At 47.0% G+C, this 19544-nt stretch carries 21 protein-coding genes; all 21 read left to right on the forward strand.

Going from position 1 to position 19544, the window contains the following annotated elements:
* Positions 1-15 precede the first annotated feature (15 nt).
* The gene (gene fliQ, locus HPL003_RS17745; protein WP_014281093.1) at positions 16-285 is read left to right on the forward strand and encodes a flagellar biosynthesis protein FliQ; all 270 of its coding nucleotides are present in this window, start codon (positions 16-18) and stop codon (positions 283-285) included.
* Between the two features lie 9 nt (positions 286-294).
* Entirely contained in the window at positions 295-1080 is a 786-nt protein-coding gene (gene fliR / locus HPL003_RS17750; protein ID WP_043922431.1) for a flagellar biosynthetic protein FliR, read from the forward strand.
* A complete protein-coding gene (flhB, locus tag HPL003_RS17755) occupies positions 1080-2192 on the forward strand; it encodes a flagellar biosynthesis protein FlhB (protein ID WP_043922432.1) in 1113 nt (370 codons plus the stop codon). Before fliR ends, flhB begins: the two co-directional genes overlap by 1 nt.
* A 23-nt stretch (positions 2193-2215) precedes the next feature.
* A complete protein-coding gene (gene flhA / locus HPL003_RS17760; RefSeq protein ID WP_014281096.1) occupies positions 2216-4249 on the forward strand; it encodes a flagellar biosynthesis protein FlhA in 2034 nt (677 codons plus the stop codon).
* Complete coding sequence (gene flhF / locus HPL003_RS17765) at positions 4246-5685, forward strand: flagellar biosynthesis GTPase FlhF (protein WP_014281097.1); 1440 nt, start codon at positions 4246-4248, stop codon at positions 5683-5685. The genes flhA and flhF overlap by 4 nt, the downstream gene beginning before the upstream one ends.
* Entirely contained in the window at positions 5682-6569 is an 888-nt protein-coding gene (locus HPL003_RS17770) for a MinD/ParA family protein (protein ID WP_014281098.1), read from the forward strand. The genes flhF and HPL003_RS17770 overlap by 4 nt, the downstream gene beginning before the upstream one ends.
* A 30-nt stretch (positions 6570-6599) precedes the next feature.
* Positions 6600-8153: a chemotaxis protein CheB gene (locus tag HPL003_RS17775; RefSeq protein ID WP_014281099.1), complete on the forward strand. Its 1554-nt coding sequence runs from the start codon at positions 6600-6602 to the stop codon at positions 8151-8153.
* A gap of 33 nt (positions 8154-8186) precedes the next feature.
* Positions 8187-10286: a chemotaxis protein CheA gene (locus tag HPL003_RS17780; RefSeq protein ID WP_014281100.1), complete on the forward strand. Its 2100-nt coding sequence runs from the start codon at positions 8187-8189 to the stop codon at positions 10284-10286.
* Between the two features lie 62 nt (positions 10287-10348).
* Positions 10349-10810, forward strand: a complete 462-nt coding sequence (locus HPL003_RS17785) for a chemotaxis protein CheW (protein ID WP_014281101.1) — start codon at positions 10349-10351, stop codon at positions 10808-10810.
* 3 nt (positions 10811-10813) lie between these two features.
* On the forward strand, positions 10814-11440 hold the full coding sequence (locus HPL003_RS17790) for a chemotaxis protein CheC (protein ID WP_014281102.1): 627 nt from the start codon (positions 10814-10816) through the stop codon (positions 11438-11440).
* A complete protein-coding gene (locus tag HPL003_RS17795; protein ID WP_014281103.1) occupies positions 11433-11930 on the forward strand; it encodes a chemotaxis protein CheD in 498 nt (165 codons plus the stop codon). The genes HPL003_RS17790 and HPL003_RS17795 overlap by 8 nt, the downstream gene beginning before the upstream one ends.
* A gap of 2 nt (positions 11931-11932) precedes the next feature.
* Positions 11933-12355, forward strand: coding sequence for a hypothetical protein (locus tag HPL003_RS17800; protein ID WP_014281104.1), 423 nt, complete (start codon positions 11933-11935; stop codon positions 12353-12355).
* Between the two features lie 5 nt (positions 12356-12360).
* A complete protein-coding gene (locus HPL003_RS17805) occupies positions 12361-13149 on the forward strand; it encodes a FliA/WhiG family RNA polymerase sigma factor (protein ID WP_013309911.1) in 789 nt (262 codons plus the stop codon).
* A 45-nt stretch (positions 13150-13194) separates the two neighbouring features.
* Complete coding sequence (locus tag HPL003_RS17810; protein ID WP_014281105.1) at positions 13195-14604, forward strand: DUF342 domain-containing protein; 1410 nt, start codon at positions 13195-13197, stop codon at positions 14602-14604.
* 76 nt (positions 14605-14680) lie between these two features.
* A complete protein-coding gene (locus HPL003_RS17815) occupies positions 14681-15001 on the forward strand; it encodes a hypothetical protein (protein WP_014281106.1) in 321 nt (106 codons plus the stop codon).
* A gap of 41 nt (positions 15002-15042) precedes the next feature.
* Positions 15043-15672, forward strand: coding sequence for a hypothetical protein (locus tag HPL003_RS17820; RefSeq protein WP_014281107.1), 630 nt, complete (start codon positions 15043-15045; stop codon positions 15670-15672).
* Positions 15669-16316, forward strand: a complete 648-nt coding sequence (locus HPL003_RS17825) for an endolytic transglycosylase MltG (RefSeq protein WP_014281108.1) — start codon at positions 15669-15671, stop codon at positions 16314-16316. The genes HPL003_RS17820 and HPL003_RS17825 overlap by 4 nt, the downstream gene beginning before the upstream one ends.
* Before the next feature lie 258 nt (positions 16317-16574).
* Positions 16575-17273: a 30S ribosomal protein S2 gene (rpsB, locus tag HPL003_RS17830; RefSeq protein WP_013309916.1), complete on the forward strand. Its 699-nt coding sequence runs from the start codon at positions 16575-16577 to the stop codon at positions 17271-17273.
* A gap of 132 nt (positions 17274-17405) precedes the next feature.
* Positions 17406-18056 carry a translation elongation factor Ts gene (tsf, locus tag HPL003_RS17835; RefSeq protein ID WP_014281109.1) on the forward strand — a complete coding sequence of 217 codons (651 nt, stop codon included), beginning with the start codon at positions 17406-17408 and terminating at the stop codon, positions 18054-18056.
* 122 nt (positions 18057-18178) lie between these two features.
* On the forward strand, positions 18179-18907 hold the full coding sequence (pyrH, locus tag HPL003_RS17840) for a UMP kinase (RefSeq protein ID WP_013309918.1): 729 nt from the start codon (positions 18179-18181) through the stop codon (positions 18905-18907).
* A complete protein-coding gene (frr, locus tag HPL003_RS17845) occupies positions 18907-19461 on the forward strand; it encodes a ribosome recycling factor (RefSeq protein WP_014281110.1) in 555 nt (184 codons plus the stop codon). The genes pyrH and frr overlap by 1 nt, the downstream gene beginning before the upstream one ends.
* Positions 19462-19544: the final 83 nt, after the last annotated feature.

The following is a 19544-nucleotide window of genomic DNA, read 5'->3' on the forward strand; positions in this document are numbered from 1 at the left end:
TCAAGGAGGACGGCAATGACTTCGGAGTTTATTATTTCCCTTGCCGGACAAGCGGTGTACACAGTGCTTAAAGTTAGCGCTCCGATGCTGATTTTGGGACTGGTCGTCGGTTTGATTATCAGTATTTTTCAGGCGACAACCCAAATTCAGGAGCAGACTTTGGCATTTGTTCCGAAGATTGTCGCCGTATTACTGGCATTGCTCTTGTTCGGACCTTGGATATTGACGACATTAGTGGATTTTACGTTTAACATTCTGGACAATTTGTACAAATATATAGGTTAGGCTGAAGTTATGGACATGTTGTTACAGAGTTTTCCTGTTTTTTTGTTGATTTTTTGTCGGATTACCTCGTTTTTTGTAGTGGCACCTATATTTTCAACCCGAGGAGTACCTAATATCTTTAAGGTCGGGATTTCCGGATTTCTCGCATTGATCGTGTATCTCACTTATGGTACGCATCAGCAAGTACCGACGGATGCAGCGTATGTGCTGTTGGTGGGTCGCGAGGTGCTGATTGGATTGTTGCTCGGTTTTACCGCTTATTTATTCATGACAGCGATCCAAACCGCAGGTTCCTTTATTGACCTTCAGGTGGGTTTCGGGATGGCTAGTGTGTTCGACCCGATGACAGGAGCCTCGTCGCCTCTAACGGGGAATTTCAAGTTTGCGATAGCTGTGTTGCTCTTTTTAAGTTTAAATGGGCATCATCACCTGATAAACGCTATTTTATACAGTTATGATTGGGTGCCGCTGACAAATGACTTTTTTGTAAAGCTGTATGGAGGTAGTGTAACGGAGTTTCTGGTGCGTTCCTTTGCAGAATCTTTTTTGCTGGCGTTTCAAATTGCTGCTCCTATAGTAGTAGCTACTTTTTTAACAGATGTGGGACTCGGATTTTTGGCTAAAACGGCTCCGCAGTTTAACATTTTTGTTATTGGCGTGCCGCTCAAAATTATTGTCGGACTGTTCATGTTACTGCTTCTGATGCCGAGTTTTGCTTTTATCTTCGAAAAATTGTTTACTGTGATGTTCGAATCCATACGCAACTTGTTGGATATTATGGGCAACCGTCCTTAATGCCTGGTTTGGAGGAACGTAGTTTGTCATTTAAATATGCTATGAACCTGCAGTTGTTCTCAGGGGAAAAAACGGAAAAAGCCACACCCAAAAAGAAACAGGATGCTAGGCAAAAAGGGCAGGTTGCAAAAAGCATGGAGTTGCCCGGGGCGGGTGTCCTGCTGGTAACGTTTTTCTGCCTTATGATTTTCGGCGGGTATTTCAAGGATCATGCGGTTCGCTTGTTTCGGGATATTTTTGTAAATCGGTTAACGATGGAAGTAACGCCGAACACTACAATGCTGATGATGGGTGAGTATGGCGTGCAAATCATGATTATGCTGGCTCCTATTTTTATTGGGGCCATTGTCATCGGGATAGTGGCAAATTACATGCAGATCGGTTTCTTGTTAACTGGAGAGGGGATTACGCCTAAATTTAGCAAAATTGACCCGATTAAAGGATTTAAAAATATTTTCTCCATGCGGTCACTGGTCGAATTCCTCAAATCTGTTTTAAAAATGTCCGTGATCGGTTATCTGGTGTACGGTGTGCTGTGGAAAACAAAAGCAGACTTACCCAAGCTGGCCGAAATGTCCGGTGACCAGATGTTGAGCTTTACGGCTTCATTAACAATGGAACTGGGACTCAAAATTGGTATGGTGCTGTTCGTTTTAGCAATATTGGATTATATGTATCAACGCTATGAGCATGAGAAAAATCTGAAGATGTCCAAACAGGACATCAAGGATGAATACAAGAAAATGGAGGGTGACCCGCTGATCAAAGGGAAAATTCGTGAACGACAGCGCCGAATGGCTATGCAGCGCATGATGCAGGAAGTTCCCAATGCAGATGTCATCATTACCAACCCTACGCACTTTGCTGTGGCCTTGAAATATGACGGTTCGGAGATGGAAGCGCCGCAGATTATTGCGAAAGGGCAAGATTACGTAGCGCTCCGAATTAAGGAAATTGCCAAGCAAAACGGCGTTATAACGATGGAAAACAAGCCGCTGGCACGGGCGCTGTTTCAAAGAGCCGAAATCGGGGATGCAATTCCAGCTGATCTGTTCCAGGCTGTTGCCGAAGTGCTGGCCTATGTATATAAATTAAAAGGTAAAGTGAAATAAAGGGATCGGAGGCCAAGAGACTCGTGAAAATAAAAGAAATAACCGTCCTTGCAGGCGTCATCGGCATCGTTCTTATGATGATTCTACCGATCCCTTCATGGTTGCTCGACATTTTGCTCGTGATCAACATATCGATTGCTTTGATGATTCTACTTGTGTCTATGAACACGAAGGAAGCTTTACAGTTCTCTATTTTTCCTTCATTGCTGCTCATCACAACGTTGTTTCGTCTGGCGCTTAACATTTCTACGACCAAGCTCATTTTAGGTGAGGGACATGCCGGGGAAGTTGTGGCTACGTTCGGTAGTTGGATTGCAGGTGGACAAATTGCGGTTGGTTTTGTTGTCTTCCTGATTCTCGTGGTTGTGCAGTTTATCGTGATCACCAAGGGCTCCGAGCGGGTTGCTGAGGTAGGCGCACGGTTTACACTGGACGCGATGCCGGGTAAACAAATGAGTATTGATGCTGACCTGAATGCAGGTCTGATCAACGAACAGCAAGCCCGTGAACGGCGCAGTAAAATTGAACGGGAAGCGGATTTTTACGGAGCAATGGATGGTGCCAGCAAATTTGTTAAAGGTGACGCCATTGCCAGTATTATCATTTTGATTATCAACCTGGTCGGCGGTTTTATTATCGGTATGGCTGTTCAAGGTAAAGGGTTTCAGGAGGCGCTGTCGACTTACTCTGTTCTGACCATTGGTGATGGACTGGTTAGCCAGATCCCTGCGTTGCTCATATCCACAGCGTCAGGTCTGATCGTTACACGAGCTACATCTGATGGAAACTTGGCGGATGATTTGACGGGGCAGCTCTTTTCATATCCAAAGCTAATTTACATTGTGGCTGCCACGATTGCATTGTTGGGCTTCTTTACTCCTATTCATATCATTACGACCCTTCCACTAGCTGTTCTGCTGTTTTTTGCGGCCCGAAGAATGCAGGGCAATATGGAACGTAAGCAGATTGCTGATGAACAGATGGAAGAAGAGCAACAGATTGAAGAGGTGCGCAGTCCGGAAAGTGTCATTAATTTGCTTCAGGTCGATCCGATCGAGTTCGAGTTTGGATACGGGCTGATTCCGCTGGCTGATACACAGCAGGGCGGGGATTTGCTAGACCGGATTATTATGATCCGTCGTCAATGTGCGCTTGAGTTGGGCTTGGTTGTGCCGGTCATTCGCATACGGGACAATATCCAGCTCAAGCCGAACGAGTATGTAATCAAAATTAAAGGCAATACGGTAGGCGGCGGGGAATTGCTGTTAAACCATTATCTGGCAATGAGCCCGGGATACGACGACGATTCCATTACAGGCATCGAAACGACAGAACCAGCCTTCGGATTGCCTGCGCTCTGGATTGATGAGAATACCAAGGATGTTGCGGAGCTGTCCGGTTATACAGTTGTGGACCCTCCTTCGGTTGTAGCTACTCATTTGACGGAAACGATCAAGAAACATGCCCACGAGTTGCTTGGCAGACAGGAAACGCGGTCGCTGGTCGACAATCTCAAGGAAAATTATCCGGTGCTTGTGGACGATCTTATTCCTTCCGTATTGGCGATTGGAGATGTACAAAAAGTGCTGGCCAAGCTGTTAAAAGAAAAAATCTCCATCCGCGATATGGTGACCATTTTCGAAACGCTGGCTGATTACGGCACTTATACAAAAGATCCGGACGTGCTGACTGAATATGTTCGCCAGGCGTTATCTCGCCAGATTACACAGCAGTTCGCCCAGCAGGGAGAGACGCTACGTGTCATTACCGTGGGGCCAGGGCTGGAGAAGAAAATTGCCGAAAGCGTGCAACAGTCGGAGCAGGGCAGCTATCTGGCTCTTGATCCAGTATCAACGCAGACGGTGTACCAAAAGATGATGGAGCAAATCAATCGACTCATTCAATCCGGGCAGCAGCCTATCGTATTAACATCACCGACGATTCGTATGTATTTGCGGCAAGTGATGGAACGGACGATGCAGGATGTCCCGGTACTGTCGTACAGTGAGCTGGAGCCGAACGTTGAAATTCAAAGTGTCGGGGTGGTGAACTTATGAGAGTGAAACGATATGTAGTGGATACAATGCCGGAGGCCATGATGCAAATCAGAGGTGACTTCGGAACGGATGCCGTCATTTTGAGCACCAAGGAAATAAAGATCGGCGGCTTCATGGGTATGTTCGGTAAAAAGAAAATCGAGGTCGTCGCTGCGGTAGAGGAGCAGCAGCTTCAAAAACCACGACGAGTTCAACCGTCACAGCAGCAGTCGGTTGAGGCTTTTCCACCCATGAATGCTCCTGATCAGCAGGAAGTACCATCGTCACCAGTGGTTCCCAGACAAGCCGCTCCTGAAGCCTATCGACGGGTAACCCAGATGACGAACGGTTCCAAAGAAGGATTGGCTGATTTGCTGGCTGGCTCCGAACAAGCTGCCTCAAGCATAGAGCGTTCTTCATACGGGGCTGGTTATAATGTGGAAACAGAAAATGAAGTTTTTAACAACAAAGCAGCGGTTCCGAAAAAGGAAACATCCAGCGAATTGTTTAAGCTACCTTCGGAGGCAAGCGTTCCAGACAAGATAGGGGCAGAGGAGAATCAAGCGCTGCTTAATGAATTACGGGAAATGAAAGCTATGATGACTCGAATTTCCCGCAATTCTGTGATGGAAAACACTTGGCCGGAACCGTTACAAAAGATTTGTGAGCGTATGCTGGAGCAGGAAGTGGAACGCGATTTGCTGGAGCATTGGCTTGAACGGGTATATGAGCGCCGAAGTGAGCATCCGTCTGATCCTGAATCTTTTGATTGGGAACATGCTCTTCGTGCAGAAGTGGCCGGATTCATTCGGGAAAGGCTGGACAAGGGCATCTCGAAAGATACCAAAATTGTGTATGTGGCAGGTCCAACGGGAGTGGGAAAAACGACGACCATTGCCAAGCTGGCAGCAGAACAGCTGTTTAAGCATCACCGCAAAGTCGGATTTATTACCTCTGACACGTACCGTATCTCGGCTGTCGAACAGCTACGTACATACGCTACGATTTTGAATGTGCCGCTTGAAGTCGTGCAATCTCCCGGAGATGTTCACAGAGCCATTCAACGTCTGGAGCATTGTGACTTGATCCTGATGGATACCGCAGGACGAAATTACCGTAATGAGCTGCTCGTTTCGGAATTACAAAGTTTGCTTTCACCTATTAAGGAAAGTGAGACGTATCTGGTGCTTAGCCTAACGTCCAAAAGTAAGGATATGCTCAACATAACCGGACATTTCAGTAGGTTTGGCCTTGGTAAGGTTGTATTTACCAAAATGGATGAGACAGGTAGTTGCGGTGGTATGTTTAATCTGTTGCACCAGTTTCCAATGCAACTGGCGTATATTACGAACGGTCAAAATGTGCCTGATGATCTGCTGCATCCAGATACAGAAATGGTGACAAGCCTGCTGTTCGGAGCCACAGAATCGTCAGGAGATACTGAGGATTCTGTATGAGTGACCAAGCCCAATCTCTTAGACAAATGGCTTCAGCTCTAGATAAGTATCGACTGCCTGCACGTAATCGTCATGCGAAAATAGTGACAGTCACCAGTGGTAAGGGTGGTGTGGGCAAATCTAATTTCACCCTTAATTTTGCTTTGGCCCTGCAATCGCTTGGCCGAAAGGTACTCGTATTTGATGCAGATATCGGTATGGCCAATATTGATGTGTTGATGGGTGCCAATTCAAGATACAATCTTCTTCACCTGTTAAAACGTGAAAAATCAATGGCCGAAATTGTTCAAACGGGCGTAGGAGGCTTGCCTTATATTGCTGGAGGATCTGGCTTGAGCGAGCTGTTTACATTATCCGATGACGATTTGAACTATTTTGCCGATGAGGTGGAGAAAATTGCCGCAGATATGGATTATGTTTTGTTTGATACCGGTGCGGGGTTATCTAAAGAAAACCTTAAATTTATCACTTCCGCTGACGAATGTATGGTCGTAACTACGCCAGAGCCGACGTCTTTAACGGATGCTTATGCGCTGATCAAAGTCGTCAGTGGATTGCAAAAGGATACAGTATTCAAAATTATAGTCAATCGTGCCGATAACGATAATGAGGCCCGTCAAGTTGCCGATAAGATAGCGCTGGTTGCGCGACGCTTTTTGGAGATCGACATTCCGTTGCTAGGACATATCAGTGATGACACTCATGTCATGCAGGCAGTCAAAAGGCAAGTACCTTTTTCAATTGCTTATCCGGGATGTATGGCATCCAGAGATGTGTTGAATCTGGCGCACCGTTTTGCAGCGATGCCACAGGCTCCGCATTCAGGTGCTTTAAGTGGAATCAAAGGGTTTATGCAAAAATGGTTGCGGCGTTCGGCGCAATGATTTTGATGAAAGGAAACAGAGGTGTTTAACATGTGTGCTTACCGGGTGCTGGTTGTGGATGATTCGGCCTTTATGCGCAAAATTGTTTCAGATTTAATTGTAAGGGATGATTCGTTCGACATCGTAGGTACAGCCGCCAACGGCAAAGAGGCTGTAGAGAAAGTGAAGGAGCTACAGCCTGATCTGGTCACAATGGATGTCGAGATGCCTGAAATGAATGGCCTTGAAGCGCTCCCTCTGATTATGGCGGCTCATCCTCTTCCGGTCATTATGCTCTCTGGTATTAATGAACAAGGTATGAAGGAGACCATTATGGCTCTGGAAGCAGGAGCTTTCGATTTTATACGGAAGCCCTCCGTCTCTCATACTCAGGATATCCAGCAGGTGGGCAAGGCGTTATTGGAGCAGATGCACACCGCTATGCAAGCAGTCCGCAGCCGTTTGGAGCGCAAGGAAGCTAACGAACGAAAAGCGGCGCTGGAGCAAGCGAAAAAAACGCCGCTGGAGCAGACTTCAGAAGGACAAGCTGTGGCTGATAAGGGAGTGGAAGGTAAAGCACCTACAGGTAATACTCCTATTGCACCGATTGCTTCTGCAACTGCTGCACCGGTTCCGCCGAAGCGGGACACTGGCAAGTCTGTTCCGGTAGCCAAGCCGGAACAGAAACAGCCACAGACAGGCAGCTCTGTGACTGACAGCCGTTTAAGTAAGCCAGTCGCCCAGCCACGGAAGACGGCGCAAGCACCTGCTACGCAGAAGAAGGAGCCGCCTAAGGCAACTGAACGTACTCCAGGGCAACTGAATATTTCCGATACGGTTGCAGCCAAATCGCTGCACGGCGCGGATAAGGGAGGGCTAAGCAAGCCGGAGCCTCGAAAAACGGTGTCTACGCCAGTTCCTTCGGCTCCAGTTGCTCCTATGGCTGCTACGCCTCCAGTGACGGCACCAATAGTTCCAGCAGCGACTAAGGGGTTCTCTCTTAAAAAAGGAGGAGTATATTCGTCCAACTTTCGCAAGCTGGTGGCGGTCGGATGTTCTACAGGGGGGCCGCGTGCGCTCAAGACGTTGCTGGAACACATTCCTGGGGATTTTCCCGCTCCGATTGTCATCGTGCAGCATATGCCGCCAAACTTTACCCGTTCGCTGGCACAGCGTCTGAATACGTTGAGTCCGCTCCGGGTGGTTGAAGCTGAGCAGGGGATGACGTTGGAGGCCGGAACAGCTTATATTGCTCCTGGAGGATATCAATTGAGAATTGTGCCAGGGGCCAGTGGTAAATACACCGTATCACTGAAGACGGAAGAAGCTCGTAACGGTCACCGTCCTTCTGTTGATACGATGTTTGAATCGTTACTCCCGTTAACCTCTCTGGAACGGCATCTTGTGTTGCTGACTGGCATGGGGAGCGACGGGGCTAAAATGATGAAAAAGCTTTATGATGCAGGGGTACAATCCACATTTGCTGAAAATGAGGAAACTTGCGTAGTGTACGGAATGCCCCGCTCGGCTGTAGAGTTAAAATGTGTGCGCCACCTTCTGCCGATGCAGGAGATCGCCCCCAAGCTTGTACAAGTTGTGAAATAATCGGAGTGTAACTCATGGAGGAGGTGTCTCACAATGGACATGAACCAATATTTAAACATGTTTATTGATGAGTCGAATGATCATCTGCAATCTCTTAACGAAAAAATGCTTCAACTGGAAAGTAGTCCTACCGATCTGGGCATCGTTCAGGTGATTTTCCGGTCTGCCCATACTCTCAAAGGAATGGCTGCTACGATGGGTTTTGAAGACCTTGCATCGCTCACCCACCAAATGGAAAACGTTCTTGATCTGGTACGTAACAACAAGCTTGCGATGCAGGAATTTATATTCGATACCTTTTTTAAAGGATTGGATGCGTTGGAGTCCATGGTACAGAACATTACAGAGGGTGGCGATGGAAAAGCGGATGTATCCTCTATTGTAGCTTCACTGCAATCCATCGTGCGTGGCGATTTCCAAAAATCTGGCATAGATGCTGTTACTGAGGCGGTTACGCCGAAAAAAGCGGCGGATAGCGAAAGCGCGGGTCTTGTGCTGGATCAATTCCAGTATTCTGTACTGGAGCAATCTATTTCAGAAGGGCATCGGGTTTACTATATACAGGTAACGATTAGCTCAGAAAGCCAGTTGAAGGCTGCACGTGCCTTTATGGTATTTAATACGCTGGAGAACTCCGGTGAAATCGTAAAAGCTTATCCGTCTGTACAGGATATTGAGCAGGAGAAATTCGAACAAAATTTCTCGTTATATTACATAACGCAGAAAGAGGTAGGAGAGCTGGAGAAGGAAATCGCTGGTATTTCCGAAATCGAATCCGTCTCCGTTGTACAGCTGGATCAGGAATCGCTTAAGCAAATGAGCGAAGTCAAGGCCGGGCTGGCAGAGACTGCTGCTGTGCAGGAAGCCCCGGTAGCTGTACAACAACAGTCCGCTGCATCCCAGCCGCAGTCTCCAACTGCGGCCTCCGGTGCGAAGCCAGCTGATGGTAAAGCTCAAGTAGCCAAGCCTGCAGCACCTACGCACAACCGTACGATTCGTGTAGACATTGAACGTCTGGATGTATTGATGAATTTGTTCAGTGAATTGCTTATTGACCGTGTACGGTTGGAGCAGTTGGCGAGTGAGGCTTCTAATCCGGCGCTGACTGAAACGGTAGAACATATGAGCCGCGTAAGCAGTGACCTGCAAAATGTCGTGCTTAAATTGCGGATGGTACCCGTGGACACGGTTTTCAATCGTTTCCCGCGTATGGTGCGTGATTTAGCCAAATCGCTGGATAAAAAACTGGATTTGGTCATTACTGGCGCGGACACTGAAATGGACCGTACCGTTATCGACGAAATCGGTGATCCGCTAGTGCATTTACTGCGTAACTCTGTGGATCACGGCATTGAGCCAGTAGCGACCCGTATTGCAGCAGGCAAACCGGAGACAGGAACAGTCCATTTGCGTGCTTTCCACAGTGGCAATAACGTGTTCATTGAGATTGAAGACGATGGAAGCGGCATTAATCGTGAGAAGGTACTGAAAAGTGCCATTTCCAAAGGGATTATGACTGAGGAACAAGCAGCTGCAATGAGTGATGAAGAGGCCCATCAGGTACTTTTCGCTCCGGGATTCAGTACAGCTGAGGTCATCTCGGACGTTTCAGGACGCGGCGTTGGACTCGATGTAGTTAAATCTAAAATCACTTCCCTTGGTGGTAACGTTACGATTCATTCCGTTCTGGGCAAAGGTACCAATTTTTCTGTGCAGTTGCCACTGACACTATCCATTATTGCGGCCATGATGATACAGATCGGCTCCGAAAAATATGCGATTCCATTGTCTTCTATTGTAGAGACTGCGATCGTCAAACGGACACAAATCCGTTCTGTACACGGCAACAAAATGATTGCTTTCCGCGAATCCCATATTCCGCTTATCTCCTTGAGTCAGCTGTTTGAAGTACCAGACTTCAATGAGGATGAAGAAGAAGAGACAGAGGTTGTTGTTATCCGCAAGGGTGACCGTCTGGCAGCTCTTTCTGTTCAGGACTTTTTGGGACAAAGTGAAATTGTCCTTAAAAACCTGGGCAAATACCTTCCGAACATCCAAGGAATTTCGGGCGCCACGATTCTTGGTGACGGTCAGGTTGCTTTGATCATTGACCCTAATGTTTTCATTAAATAATGTCTTCATTAAAAATGAAAGAAATGTGAAATTGCTGACATCCATAAGGAGGGTTTTTAGACATGGGAGAAGAAATTAAAGTTATCGTATTTAAGCTTGGCGAAGAGGAATACGGTGTTGAAGTAGAAAAAGTCCAATCCATTGAGCGCATGGTACCGATTACGCGTGTTCCAAGAACATACGATTTTGTCAAAGGCGTATTCAATATGAGAGGCGTGGTTATTCCCGTTATTGATCTCCGTGGTCGTTTTGGATTGTCTGAGGCGGAGTATACCGATCAAACCCGAATTATCATCGTTGCAGTGGGTGAGATGCAAGTCGGCTTTATCGTTGATTCGGCGAACGACGTAATTGACCTGAATACCGACAACATTGAGACACCACCGGAAGTCGTTGGTGGAGTCAAGGCTAAATATTTGCGTGGAGTCGCTAAAATCGGTGAAGAGCGTTTGCTCATCATGCTGAATTTGTCTGAGGTGCTGAATCGCAGTGAAATGAACCAACTGGAAGGCTTAGAGGATTAATTTATGGAAAATCTTGGGAATCTTGAAGATTTCAAGTTGGATGTTTTGAAAGAAGTCGGTAACATTGGTTCGGGGAACGCTGCTACAGCGCTCTCCCGACTTCTGAATAAACCGGTTGATATGGGCGTACCTAAAGTACAGATGCTGCCTTTTGAGGAAATTGCTGAAAAGGTCGGCGGGAATGAGCAACTTGTCGTTGCTATATTTTTCAGAGTCGAGGGCGAAGCTCCAGGGAATCTCTTTTTCATATTGCAACCCCATGCGGCAAAAAGTCTGCTTTCCCGACTTGCGAATATTCCCTCGGATGATGAGGACAGCTTTAACGAAATGGAGCATTCGGCTCTGTCTGAAATCGGAAATATTTTAGCGGGTTCATACTTGTCCTCGTTGGCCGATTTCACCCGGTTGTCCATGTATCCGACTGTTCCCGCACTAGCTTTCGATATGGCAGGGGCCATTCTCAGCTACGGATTGTTGCAGTTTGGTCAGATGGGGGATGCAGCGCTGTTGATTGACACAACGTTTTTGGAGGGTCAGAATCAAATTGAGGGTCAATTTTTCCTGATTCCGGATCCGGAATCGTTTGGTAAAATATTCAGGTCGTTAGGAGTCCCGATGAACGATGATTGAGGATAAAAGCATCATCAAAGTGGGCATGGCAGACTTGAACGTAACCAGCAATCCAAACTCCATTCGCACGACAGGACTTGGTTCCTGCGTCGGATTGACCCTCTACGATCCTCATTTAAAACTGGCTGGTATGGCACATGTAATGCTACCGTCCTCAGACATTGCGCGTGAAGGGCAGCTTAACATCGCTAAATATGCCGATACCGCGTTGCCAGAGCTATTTGAGCGGATGCTGAAATTGGGAGCCGAACGCCGCAGACTGGTCGCCAAAATGGCAGGGGGAGCGCAAATGTTCGCCTTTGCCGGCAGCGGGGACACCATGCGAATTGGTCCGCGCAATGTGGAGTCATGCAAGGAAATGCTCGTAGATCTCGGTATTCCTCTGCTTGGGGAGGATACAGGTGGTAGTTATGGCCGAACGATTGAGTTGGACTGTGAAACTGGCGTTTTGAATATTCGAAGCGTACAAAAAGGTGTAAAGGAATTATAATCATGTTATTTGGCAGCTTACGCATTAATCTTTGGTCTGGAGTAGTCGGATTTATTCTGACTTTTGTGTTGTCCACTGGCAGCAATCTGCTGACCACGAGCTTAATTCGTGGCTTGGTTGCTTTCGTTTTTTGGTTCCTGCTTGCATTTGTGCTGCGCTGGGCACTGGGTGTCGTAGCGCGGCCAGATCTGGGTAATGCCCAAAGCCGGGCAAGCTCTCAGGTGGACGGCGTAGGGGGGAATCTGGACCTGACGACACCAGACGAAGATGCAAACCTGAATGAATTGTTGAAGCCGAAACCAGAGCAGACGGACGGGAAAAACACCGGTTTTGCGCCTTTAAACCCGCCTAAGCTGGTTTCAAACAAAGACCCTGAAGAATTGGCCAAGGCCGTTCGTCACCTGACAGACAAACAAGGAGGGTGAAGCCGATGAACGAGCGAAAAGCCGCTCATTTAAACCATTCCGAACTGTGGGAGCAATGGAAAGAACACGGTGACAAGGAAGCAAAAAAGCAGCTAATTGAAAAGTACCTCCATATTGTGGAGTATGTGTCGGGACGCCTTGCAGTAGGTTTGCCTAAAAATGTATCTAAAGATGACCTGGCCAGTAACGGTGTCATGGGCTTAATTGATGCTCTTGAAAAGTTTGACTATGAACGTGGTTTGCAGTTTGAGACTTATGCTTCCTGGCGCGTTCGAGGGGCGATTCTGGATGGTCTTCGCCAAGGAGATTGGGTTCCACGTTCGGTCAGGGAAAAAGCGAAAAAGATTGAGGATGCCTACCAGCATCTGGAGCAGAGATACTTACGCACGGTAAGTGATGAAGAGATGAGCCATTATTTGGACGTCTCCGAAAAAGAGTTTCAAAATATGATCCAGGAGGTCGCTGTTATGTCGATCGTTTCACTGGAGGACCCGATCCGCGAAGAAGAATCGGAGACACGACTTTCCCTTTTAGTGGATGAAAAGGCGAAAAATCCGGATCACAAGGTCAATGAATTTACACTTCGTGATGCCCTTGCACAAGGCATTGACAAATTGACTGAAAAAGAACGTATCGTTGTTTCTTTATTGTATTACGAAGATTTGTCACTCAGTGAAATTGCTGAGGTCATGTCGCTTTCACCTTCGCGTATTTCACAACTGCATTCCAAAGCCATATTACGGCTGAGGGCGACACTGGACAAACAGCGGGATCTGCTAATGCGTAAAGATTAAACGTACGGGAGGTTACAGTAACAGTTAGACGGAAGGAGCACCCCTGTGGAGAAGCAATTTGCTTTGGACCAGTATTTAAGAGTGGTCGTCTCACCCGATAAACTTAGCGCTTATTTGGAGTTTGCCAAACGTGAAGAAGGCTTTTCCTGTTCTGTGGAAGAATTGGAGCGTTTCTTGAGTAACCAAAAAATAAGTCATGGTTTGATTACTGATGAGATTCATACGTTTGTAGCAAGATCGGAAGATTATTTCTTCACCAAATTGCTGATTGCTGAGGGAACACCGCCGATTCATGGTACGGACGGAAAAATTAATTTGGCTGAAGTAGTGACTGGTGAAGATGCACGTAAGCCGCTCGAAACCTTGGATGGACGAGTGGACTATAAAGAATTAACCCGTTTAAAAAATGTAAAGCGTGGACAACTGATTGCCGAGCGGATTGATCCATTGCCAGGTGTACCTGGTATTGCCGTCACGGGAGAGGAAATTCCTTATCTTCCAGGCAAAGAAGCACGTTTTAAAGTGGGGAAAAACGTAGTTGTTCATCCAGAAGGCGTTGCAATGTACGCAGCTATCGACGGACTGGTGACTACGACTGAAAAGGGTAAGCTCAATGTGTTTCCCGTATATGAAGTGAACGGGGATGTGGATTATAGCGTTGGCAACATTGATTTTGTTGGAACCGTCGTCATTCGTGGTAATGTCCTGACAGGTTTTCGAATTCGGGCGGCTGGTGACATTCGTGTCATCGGCGGTGTGGAAGGTGCTGAATTGGATGCGGAAGGCTCAGTCGACATCAGTGGCGGTATTATTGGATACCATAAGGGGTATGTGAAAGCTGCGCAAAATGTGAAATGCTCTTTTATACAGGATGGTAACGTGATTGCGGGGGGCGATATACTTGTATCCCAAAGCATCATGCATTCCCGGATCAAAGCCAGTAAGAATGTACTATGCGGAGGGGCTAAAGGACTCATCGTAGGTGGTAGTGTACAAGCTGGTGAAAAGGTAGTGGCACGTACGATCGGTAATACGATGTCCACAGCCACTATAATCGAAGTAGGTGTACTGCCAGAGCTGCGCGATGAGCTGACTGAGCTCCGGGCACGTTTGAAGCAACAGACAGACAGCCAGGATAAGACCAATAAGGCCCTCACCATATTGGACCAGCTTGCTGCTGCCGGACAGCTTGCCCCTGAAAGAATGGCGATGCGAATCAAGCTGACATCTACTAAAAAATCAAATGACAACGAGCTTTTGGAAACTAAATCAAGAATGCTTGAGATCGAACGAACCTTGGAAGATACTAGCCGCGCACGGGTAGAAGTCAAAAACGTTATTTACGGCGGCTCTAAAATAGTTATCGGCAGATATACAAAATTTATTAAAGATTCGGTGGAAAGAATGGCGTTTTATTATCATGAGGGTGATATCAGCATGTCCTCCTCCGTGTAATCTGGCACAGGGGTAAGGAGTTTCCTTATTCCTCGGAAAACAGATACGGATGCCCAATCGGAAAGGGTGTGGTCCAATGAGCCTGAAAGCTGTTGAATTACAAATCGCCGTACCTCGTTCCAGTGAAGCGGGTAAGTATCAAAGCGAATACCAGCAACGTCCGATGAATGAGCAAGCGTTGTTAGGGCAAAAGACCGAGCAAGAGACGGAAAAGATTCGCCAGCGAAGCAGTGCGGTGGATGAATCTGCGGAAACATTCGTCGGTGAGCAGGAAAATGGAGGGCAGGGCAGTGATACTTCCAGCCAGAGCCGATCTCGGTCCGGTGAGAATGTACTGCCAAAGGAGCATCCTGCAGAGCATCCATACAAGGGACATCATATAGATTTTTCGCTCTGATCCGACAGGTGGAGAAGCGTTATAAAAGGAGACGATGGGCAGTGGATCAACCATGGATATATATTGTTCTGCTGGGCGCCGCAGCTGTTGTCTACGCCTGGCTGCTGCCGAAGCGGCAGGCAGGCCGGGGAACAGAAGAGGCCGTCGTTCAAAAGGTTGAGGCCACCTTGGAGCAATATATGGCCGATATTGAAAACGGCAATGATGAGCTGATTGAGCTCGTATCCGGGATAAAGCAGGAACATGCGGTTAAACAGGCCTCATTGCAGGAGCAAGTGGCTGAGCTTCGGAACCGGATTGTGGAGCTTGAACGCCAGGCTGCGATTACTTCAGTTTCTACACAGACAGTGCCTGGATCTGAGGTACTACTACATACAGGTACCCCGCATCAGGCGGTGGCAGCTTATGGTCAGTTCAGCAATACGCAGACGACTGTTATTCCCATGCAGGCAGAGCAGTCTGACGCCTCTATTGTAGCTGTGGAAGACCAGGCCCCGTTGCAAGAGGCTGAGTCTGAAGCTCAGCAGGAAACTATCCGTGAGCGTTATCAGGAACTGTTCGCACTGTATGAGCAGGGCAAATCGTTGGATTACATTGCTAAGCAATCAGGCATCCAACGGGGCGAGGTACAGCTTATATTACAATTGGCGGAAAGGGAGGACCTGACGTGATCAAAAATCGTTCATTCATGCTGGGCATGGGCACCGGACTTATTACAGGCGCACTACTGCTGCAATTGGCGATGATCGGTCAGGGTCAATCGCAGCCGTCCTCAGCGGACCCGAAAAACATGACTCGTGGTCAATTGGAGGAAGTGGCAGCCGGGCTGAATCTTCAAATCAGTGAGAGTTCTGATCCGAAGATGACTGAAGAAGAATGGCGTAATAAGGTGATCAAGGAAGGCAATAAAACACCGGTTGCCCCCAAAAAGGCAGAAGCTGCGCAAATTCCGTCGACACCAAAGACACCTGCAAGCAGCACGCCTTCGGCTACTTCTAAGCCTTCAGCAAGCACGTCTGCACTCCAAAGTCCGGATAAGCCACAAACTAAAGGTTCGAGTGCTACGGCTACTCCAGATACCCCTAAACAGCCAGCCACTCCACAAGTGCAATATAGCATTGCATCGGGAAGCAATCTGAGGAGTGTGGCATCTGGTTTGCAGAAGGCAGGCATCGTATCGGATGCCAGTGCGTTTGAGGCTGAGGCTAAGGCTCAAAAAATCAATACCAAAATCCGTACCGGTACCTATGAGTTTGCCAAGGGTGAGGACTTTGGTTCTATCATTACTAAAATTACAAAGAAGCCGTCCAACTGACCGTGATCGGGAAAGTGGGCGGCTTTTATTTTTCGCTAGAAAGCTCTACAGGCGGTAATAATCAGTCACATTTCGAGCTTATCTTGCTATTGTCGAAAAGTTGGTTGCAACGCTGCGGGTGTTATGGTATATTAATTGACGGTGTTAAAAACGCACGTCGATTAATTTTGTAAAGGGTGCTTTCCAAATGGAAAGTCTTTGCGAGAAATGATGTCGGCGGAGGACACACAAAAAACCAAACTTAGGAGGTGTGTGAAGATGGCAGTAATCTCCATGAAACAGCTTTTGGAAGCTGGGGTTCACTTTGGTCACCAAACACGTCGCTGGAACCCGAAAATGGATCGTTATATCTTCACTGAAAGAAACGGTATTTACATCATTGACTTGCAAAAGACAGTGAAAAAGGTTGAGGAAGCTTACAACTTCGTAAAAAGCATTGCAGCTGAGAATGGTACAATTCTGTTCGTAGGCACGAAGAAACAAGCACAAGATTCCGTTAAAGAAGAGGCAGCACGCGCTGGTCAATTCTATATCAACCAACGTTGGTTGGGCGGTACGCTGACTAACTTCCAAACCATTCAAAAACGTATTGATCGTTTGAAACAACTGGAAGCTTGGGAAGAAGACGGTACATTCGCTGTACTTCCTAAAAAAGAAGTTATCATTCTCCGTAAAGAGAAAGATCGTCTTGAAAAATTCTTGGGCGGTATCAAAAACATGAAGGGCCTTCCAAGCGCTCTGTTCATCATTGATCCACGCAAAGAACGCATCGCGGTTGCTGAAGCTCGCAAATTGGGTATCCCAATCGTGGGTATCGTTGATACAAACTGCGATCCAGACGAAATTGACTATGTTATCCCAGGTAATGACGACGCGATCCGCGCTGTTAAATTGCTGACAGGTAAAATGGCTGATGCAGTTATGGAAGCAAATCAAGGCGAAGAAACTACAGCATAATATTTCCTTGCGGAAATACCTATATGAATTAAATGAAAAGGGTGGTTGGCAGGTGTATAACCTCTCACTACCCTTTTTTTAAGGAATAAAGCTTGTGCAGACCACTGAAAATCAAATTTGGAGGGAAATAATATGGCAGTTAATGCTAGCGCAGTAAAAGAGCTTCGTGAAAAAACAGGCGCAGGAATGCTGGATTGTAAAAAAGCGCTTGAAGAAGCAAACGGTGATTTGACAAAAGCAATTGAAGTTCTGCGCGAAAAAGGACTTGCAGCTGCAGCGAACAAAGCAGGCCGTATCGCTACTGAAGGCGTTGTTGAATCCTACATCCATGCTGGCGGCCGTATCGGCGTACTGGTAGAAGTAAACTGCGAAACAGACTTCGTAGCTAAAACAGACCAGTTCAGAGATTTTGTGCGTGACATCGCTATGCATATCGCTGCATCGAACCCTCGTTATGTTCGTCGCGAAGAAGTGCCACAGGAAGAGATCGAAAAAGAAAAAGAAATCCTGAAAGCACAAGCTTTGAACGAAGGCAAACCAGAAAAAATCGTAGAGAAAATGGTTGAAGGCCGCATCGGTAAATTCTATGAAGAGTTCTGCCTGTTGGAGCAATCTTTCATTAAAGATCCGGACAAAACAATCTCCACACTCATCAACGAAAAAATCAGCACCATTGGCGAAAACATTTCCCTGCGTCGTTTTGTTCGTTTTGAACTGGGCGAAGGTTTGGAGAAAAAAGAAGACAACTTCTACGAAGAAGTTATGTCTCAAGTGAAACAATAATTACCAACGAACGGTAATTGCATACAGAAAGAGCAAAGAAATGGAACACATCAGTGTTCCTTTTCTTGCAACAGGACATCTATCCTGTACATAAAATATAGTCGATATTGGAGGGTGATCATTTGGAAAAACCTGTGTTTAAGCGTGTTGTTCTGAAAGTCAGTGGAGAGTCGCTGTCAGGCCCGAACGGTTACGGTATTGATGCGGATACAATTGCGTCGATCGCCGAGCAAGTCAAGGACGTTGTCGAACTGGGAGTAGAAGTTGCTATCGTGTGCGGAGGCGGCAACATTTGGCGGGGGATTGCGGGAAGCGCCAACGGAATTGACCGGGCAACAGCCGATTACATGGGTATGCTGGCAACGGTAATGAACTCACTGGCACTGCAGGATGCTTTGGAACAAATTGAAGTTCCTACGCGTGTACAGACATCTATCGCAATGCAACAAATTGCTGAGCCTTACATTCGTCGTAGAGCTATCCGCCATCTAGAAAAAGGCCGAGTTGTTATTTTTGCAGCAGGTACAGGGAATCCGTTCTTCTCGACCGATACTACGGCTGCTTTGCGTGCTGCCGAAATTGAGGCGGAAGTGATTCTGATGGCTAAAAATAAAGTGGACGGCGTGTATTCAGCTGATCCATTTAAAGACAGCACAGCCGAGAAGTATGAGCAACTTACGTATTTGGATGTGCTCAACAAAAATCTCGGTGTCATGGACTCCACGGCTTCCTCGTTGTGCATGGATAACAATATTCCGTTGATTGTCTTTGCTATTACAGAGCAAGGTAACATTAAACGTGTCGTGTTGGGTGAGAAAATTGGCACGATCGTCAAAGGGAGTGTAAATTAATGCCACAATCTGTGAAAAAGAGCGCTGAAGAGCGCATGCATAAAGCAATTCAGTCGTTGCAACGTGACCTTGCATCTTTGCGCGCTGGTCGAGCGACACCAGCTCTACTGGATCGCGTTCAGGTTGAGTATTACGGTGCAATGACTCCGGTCAATCAGTTGGCTAATGTAAATACACCGGACAGTCGGACTCTAATGATTCAGCCTTGGGATAAAACCTCCCTGGCCGACATTGAACGTGCTATCCAAAAATCCGATCTGGGTTTGACTCCTTCCAATGACGGAAACACCATTCGTCTGAGTATTCCTGCTTTGACAGAAGAACGCAGAACTGATCTGGTGAAGCTGACGAAAAAGAACGGCGAAGAAGCGAAGGTCGCCATTCGTAACATTCGTCGCGATGCGAACGATGATATTAAAAAAATGGAGAAGACTGATATATCCGAGGATGAATCCCGTAAATATCAGGAAGAAATCCAGAAAACGACAGATAAATTTATCGCTGAAGTGGATAAAGTTTTGGCTGCAAAAGAAAAAGAAATTATGGAAGTATAAGAGACTGGTAGCCCCTCCCTTACGGTGGGGTTTGTCTCTTTTCAAGCCAGAGGCACATTTTCAGAGAATGCTGGAGGAACTGG

Source organism: Paenibacillus terrae HPL-003 (genome assembly GCF_000235585.1).
Lineage (GTDB): Bacteria > Bacillota > Bacilli > Paenibacillales > Paenibacillaceae > Paenibacillus > Paenibacillus terrae_B.

What these genes read in the sequence shown, in the direction of transcription:
- fliQ (WP_014281093.1), top strand. Translation starts at nt 16, where the DNA reads ATGACTTCGGAGTTTATTATTTCCCTTGCCGGACAAGCGGTGTACACA.
- fliR (WP_043922431.1), top strand. Translation starts at nt 295, where the DNA reads ATGGACATGTTGTTACAGAGTTTTCCTGTTTTTTTGTTGATTTTTTGT.
- flhB (WP_043922432.1), top strand. Translation starts at nt 1,080, where the DNA reads ATGCCTGGTTTGGAGGAACGTAGTTTGTCATTTAAATATGCTATGAAC.
- flhF (WP_014281097.1), top strand. Translation starts at nt 4,246, where the DNA reads ATGAGAGTGAAACGATATGTAGTGGATACAATGCCGGAGGCCATGATG.
- HPL003_RS17770 (WP_014281098.1), top strand. Translation starts at nt 5,682, where the DNA reads ATGAGTGACCAAGCCCAATCTCTTAGACAAATGGCTTCAGCTCTAGAT.
- HPL003_RS17775 (WP_014281099.1), top strand. Translation starts at nt 6,600, where the DNA reads ATGTGTGCTTACCGGGTGCTGGTTGTGGATGATTCGGCCTTTATGCGC.
- HPL003_RS17780 (WP_014281100.1), top strand. Translation starts at nt 8,187, where the DNA reads ATGGACATGAACCAATATTTAAACATGTTTATTGATGAGTCGAATGAT.
- HPL003_RS17785 (WP_014281101.1), top strand. Translation starts at nt 10,349, where the DNA reads ATGGGAGAAGAAATTAAAGTTATCGTATTTAAGCTTGGCGAAGAGGAA.
- HPL003_RS17790 (WP_014281102.1), top strand. Translation starts at nt 10,814, where the DNA reads ATGGAAAATCTTGGGAATCTTGAAGATTTCAAGTTGGATGTTTTGAAA.
- HPL003_RS17795 (WP_014281103.1), top strand. Translation starts at nt 11,433, where the DNA reads ATGATTGAGGATAAAAGCATCATCAAAGTGGGCATGGCAGACTTGAAC.
- HPL003_RS17800 (WP_014281104.1), top strand. Translation starts at nt 11,933, where the DNA reads ATGTTATTTGGCAGCTTACGCATTAATCTTTGGTCTGGAGTAGTCGGA.
- HPL003_RS17805 (WP_013309911.1), top strand. Translation starts at nt 12,361, where the DNA reads ATGAACGAGCGAAAAGCCGCTCATTTAAACCATTCCGAACTGTGGGAG.
- HPL003_RS17815 (WP_014281106.1), top strand. Translation starts at nt 14,681, where the DNA reads ATGAGCCTGAAAGCTGTTGAATTACAAATCGCCGTACCTCGTTCCAGT.
- rpsB (WP_013309916.1), top strand. Translation starts at nt 16,575, where the DNA reads ATGGCAGTAATCTCCATGAAACAGCTTTTGGAAGCTGGGGTTCACTTT.
- tsf (WP_014281109.1), top strand. Translation starts at nt 17,406, where the DNA reads ATGGCAGTTAATGCTAGCGCAGTAAAAGAGCTTCGTGAAAAAACAGGC.
- frr (WP_014281110.1), top strand. Translation starts at nt 18,907, where the DNA reads ATGCCACAATCTGTGAAAAAGAGCGCTGAAGAGCGCATGCATAAAGCA.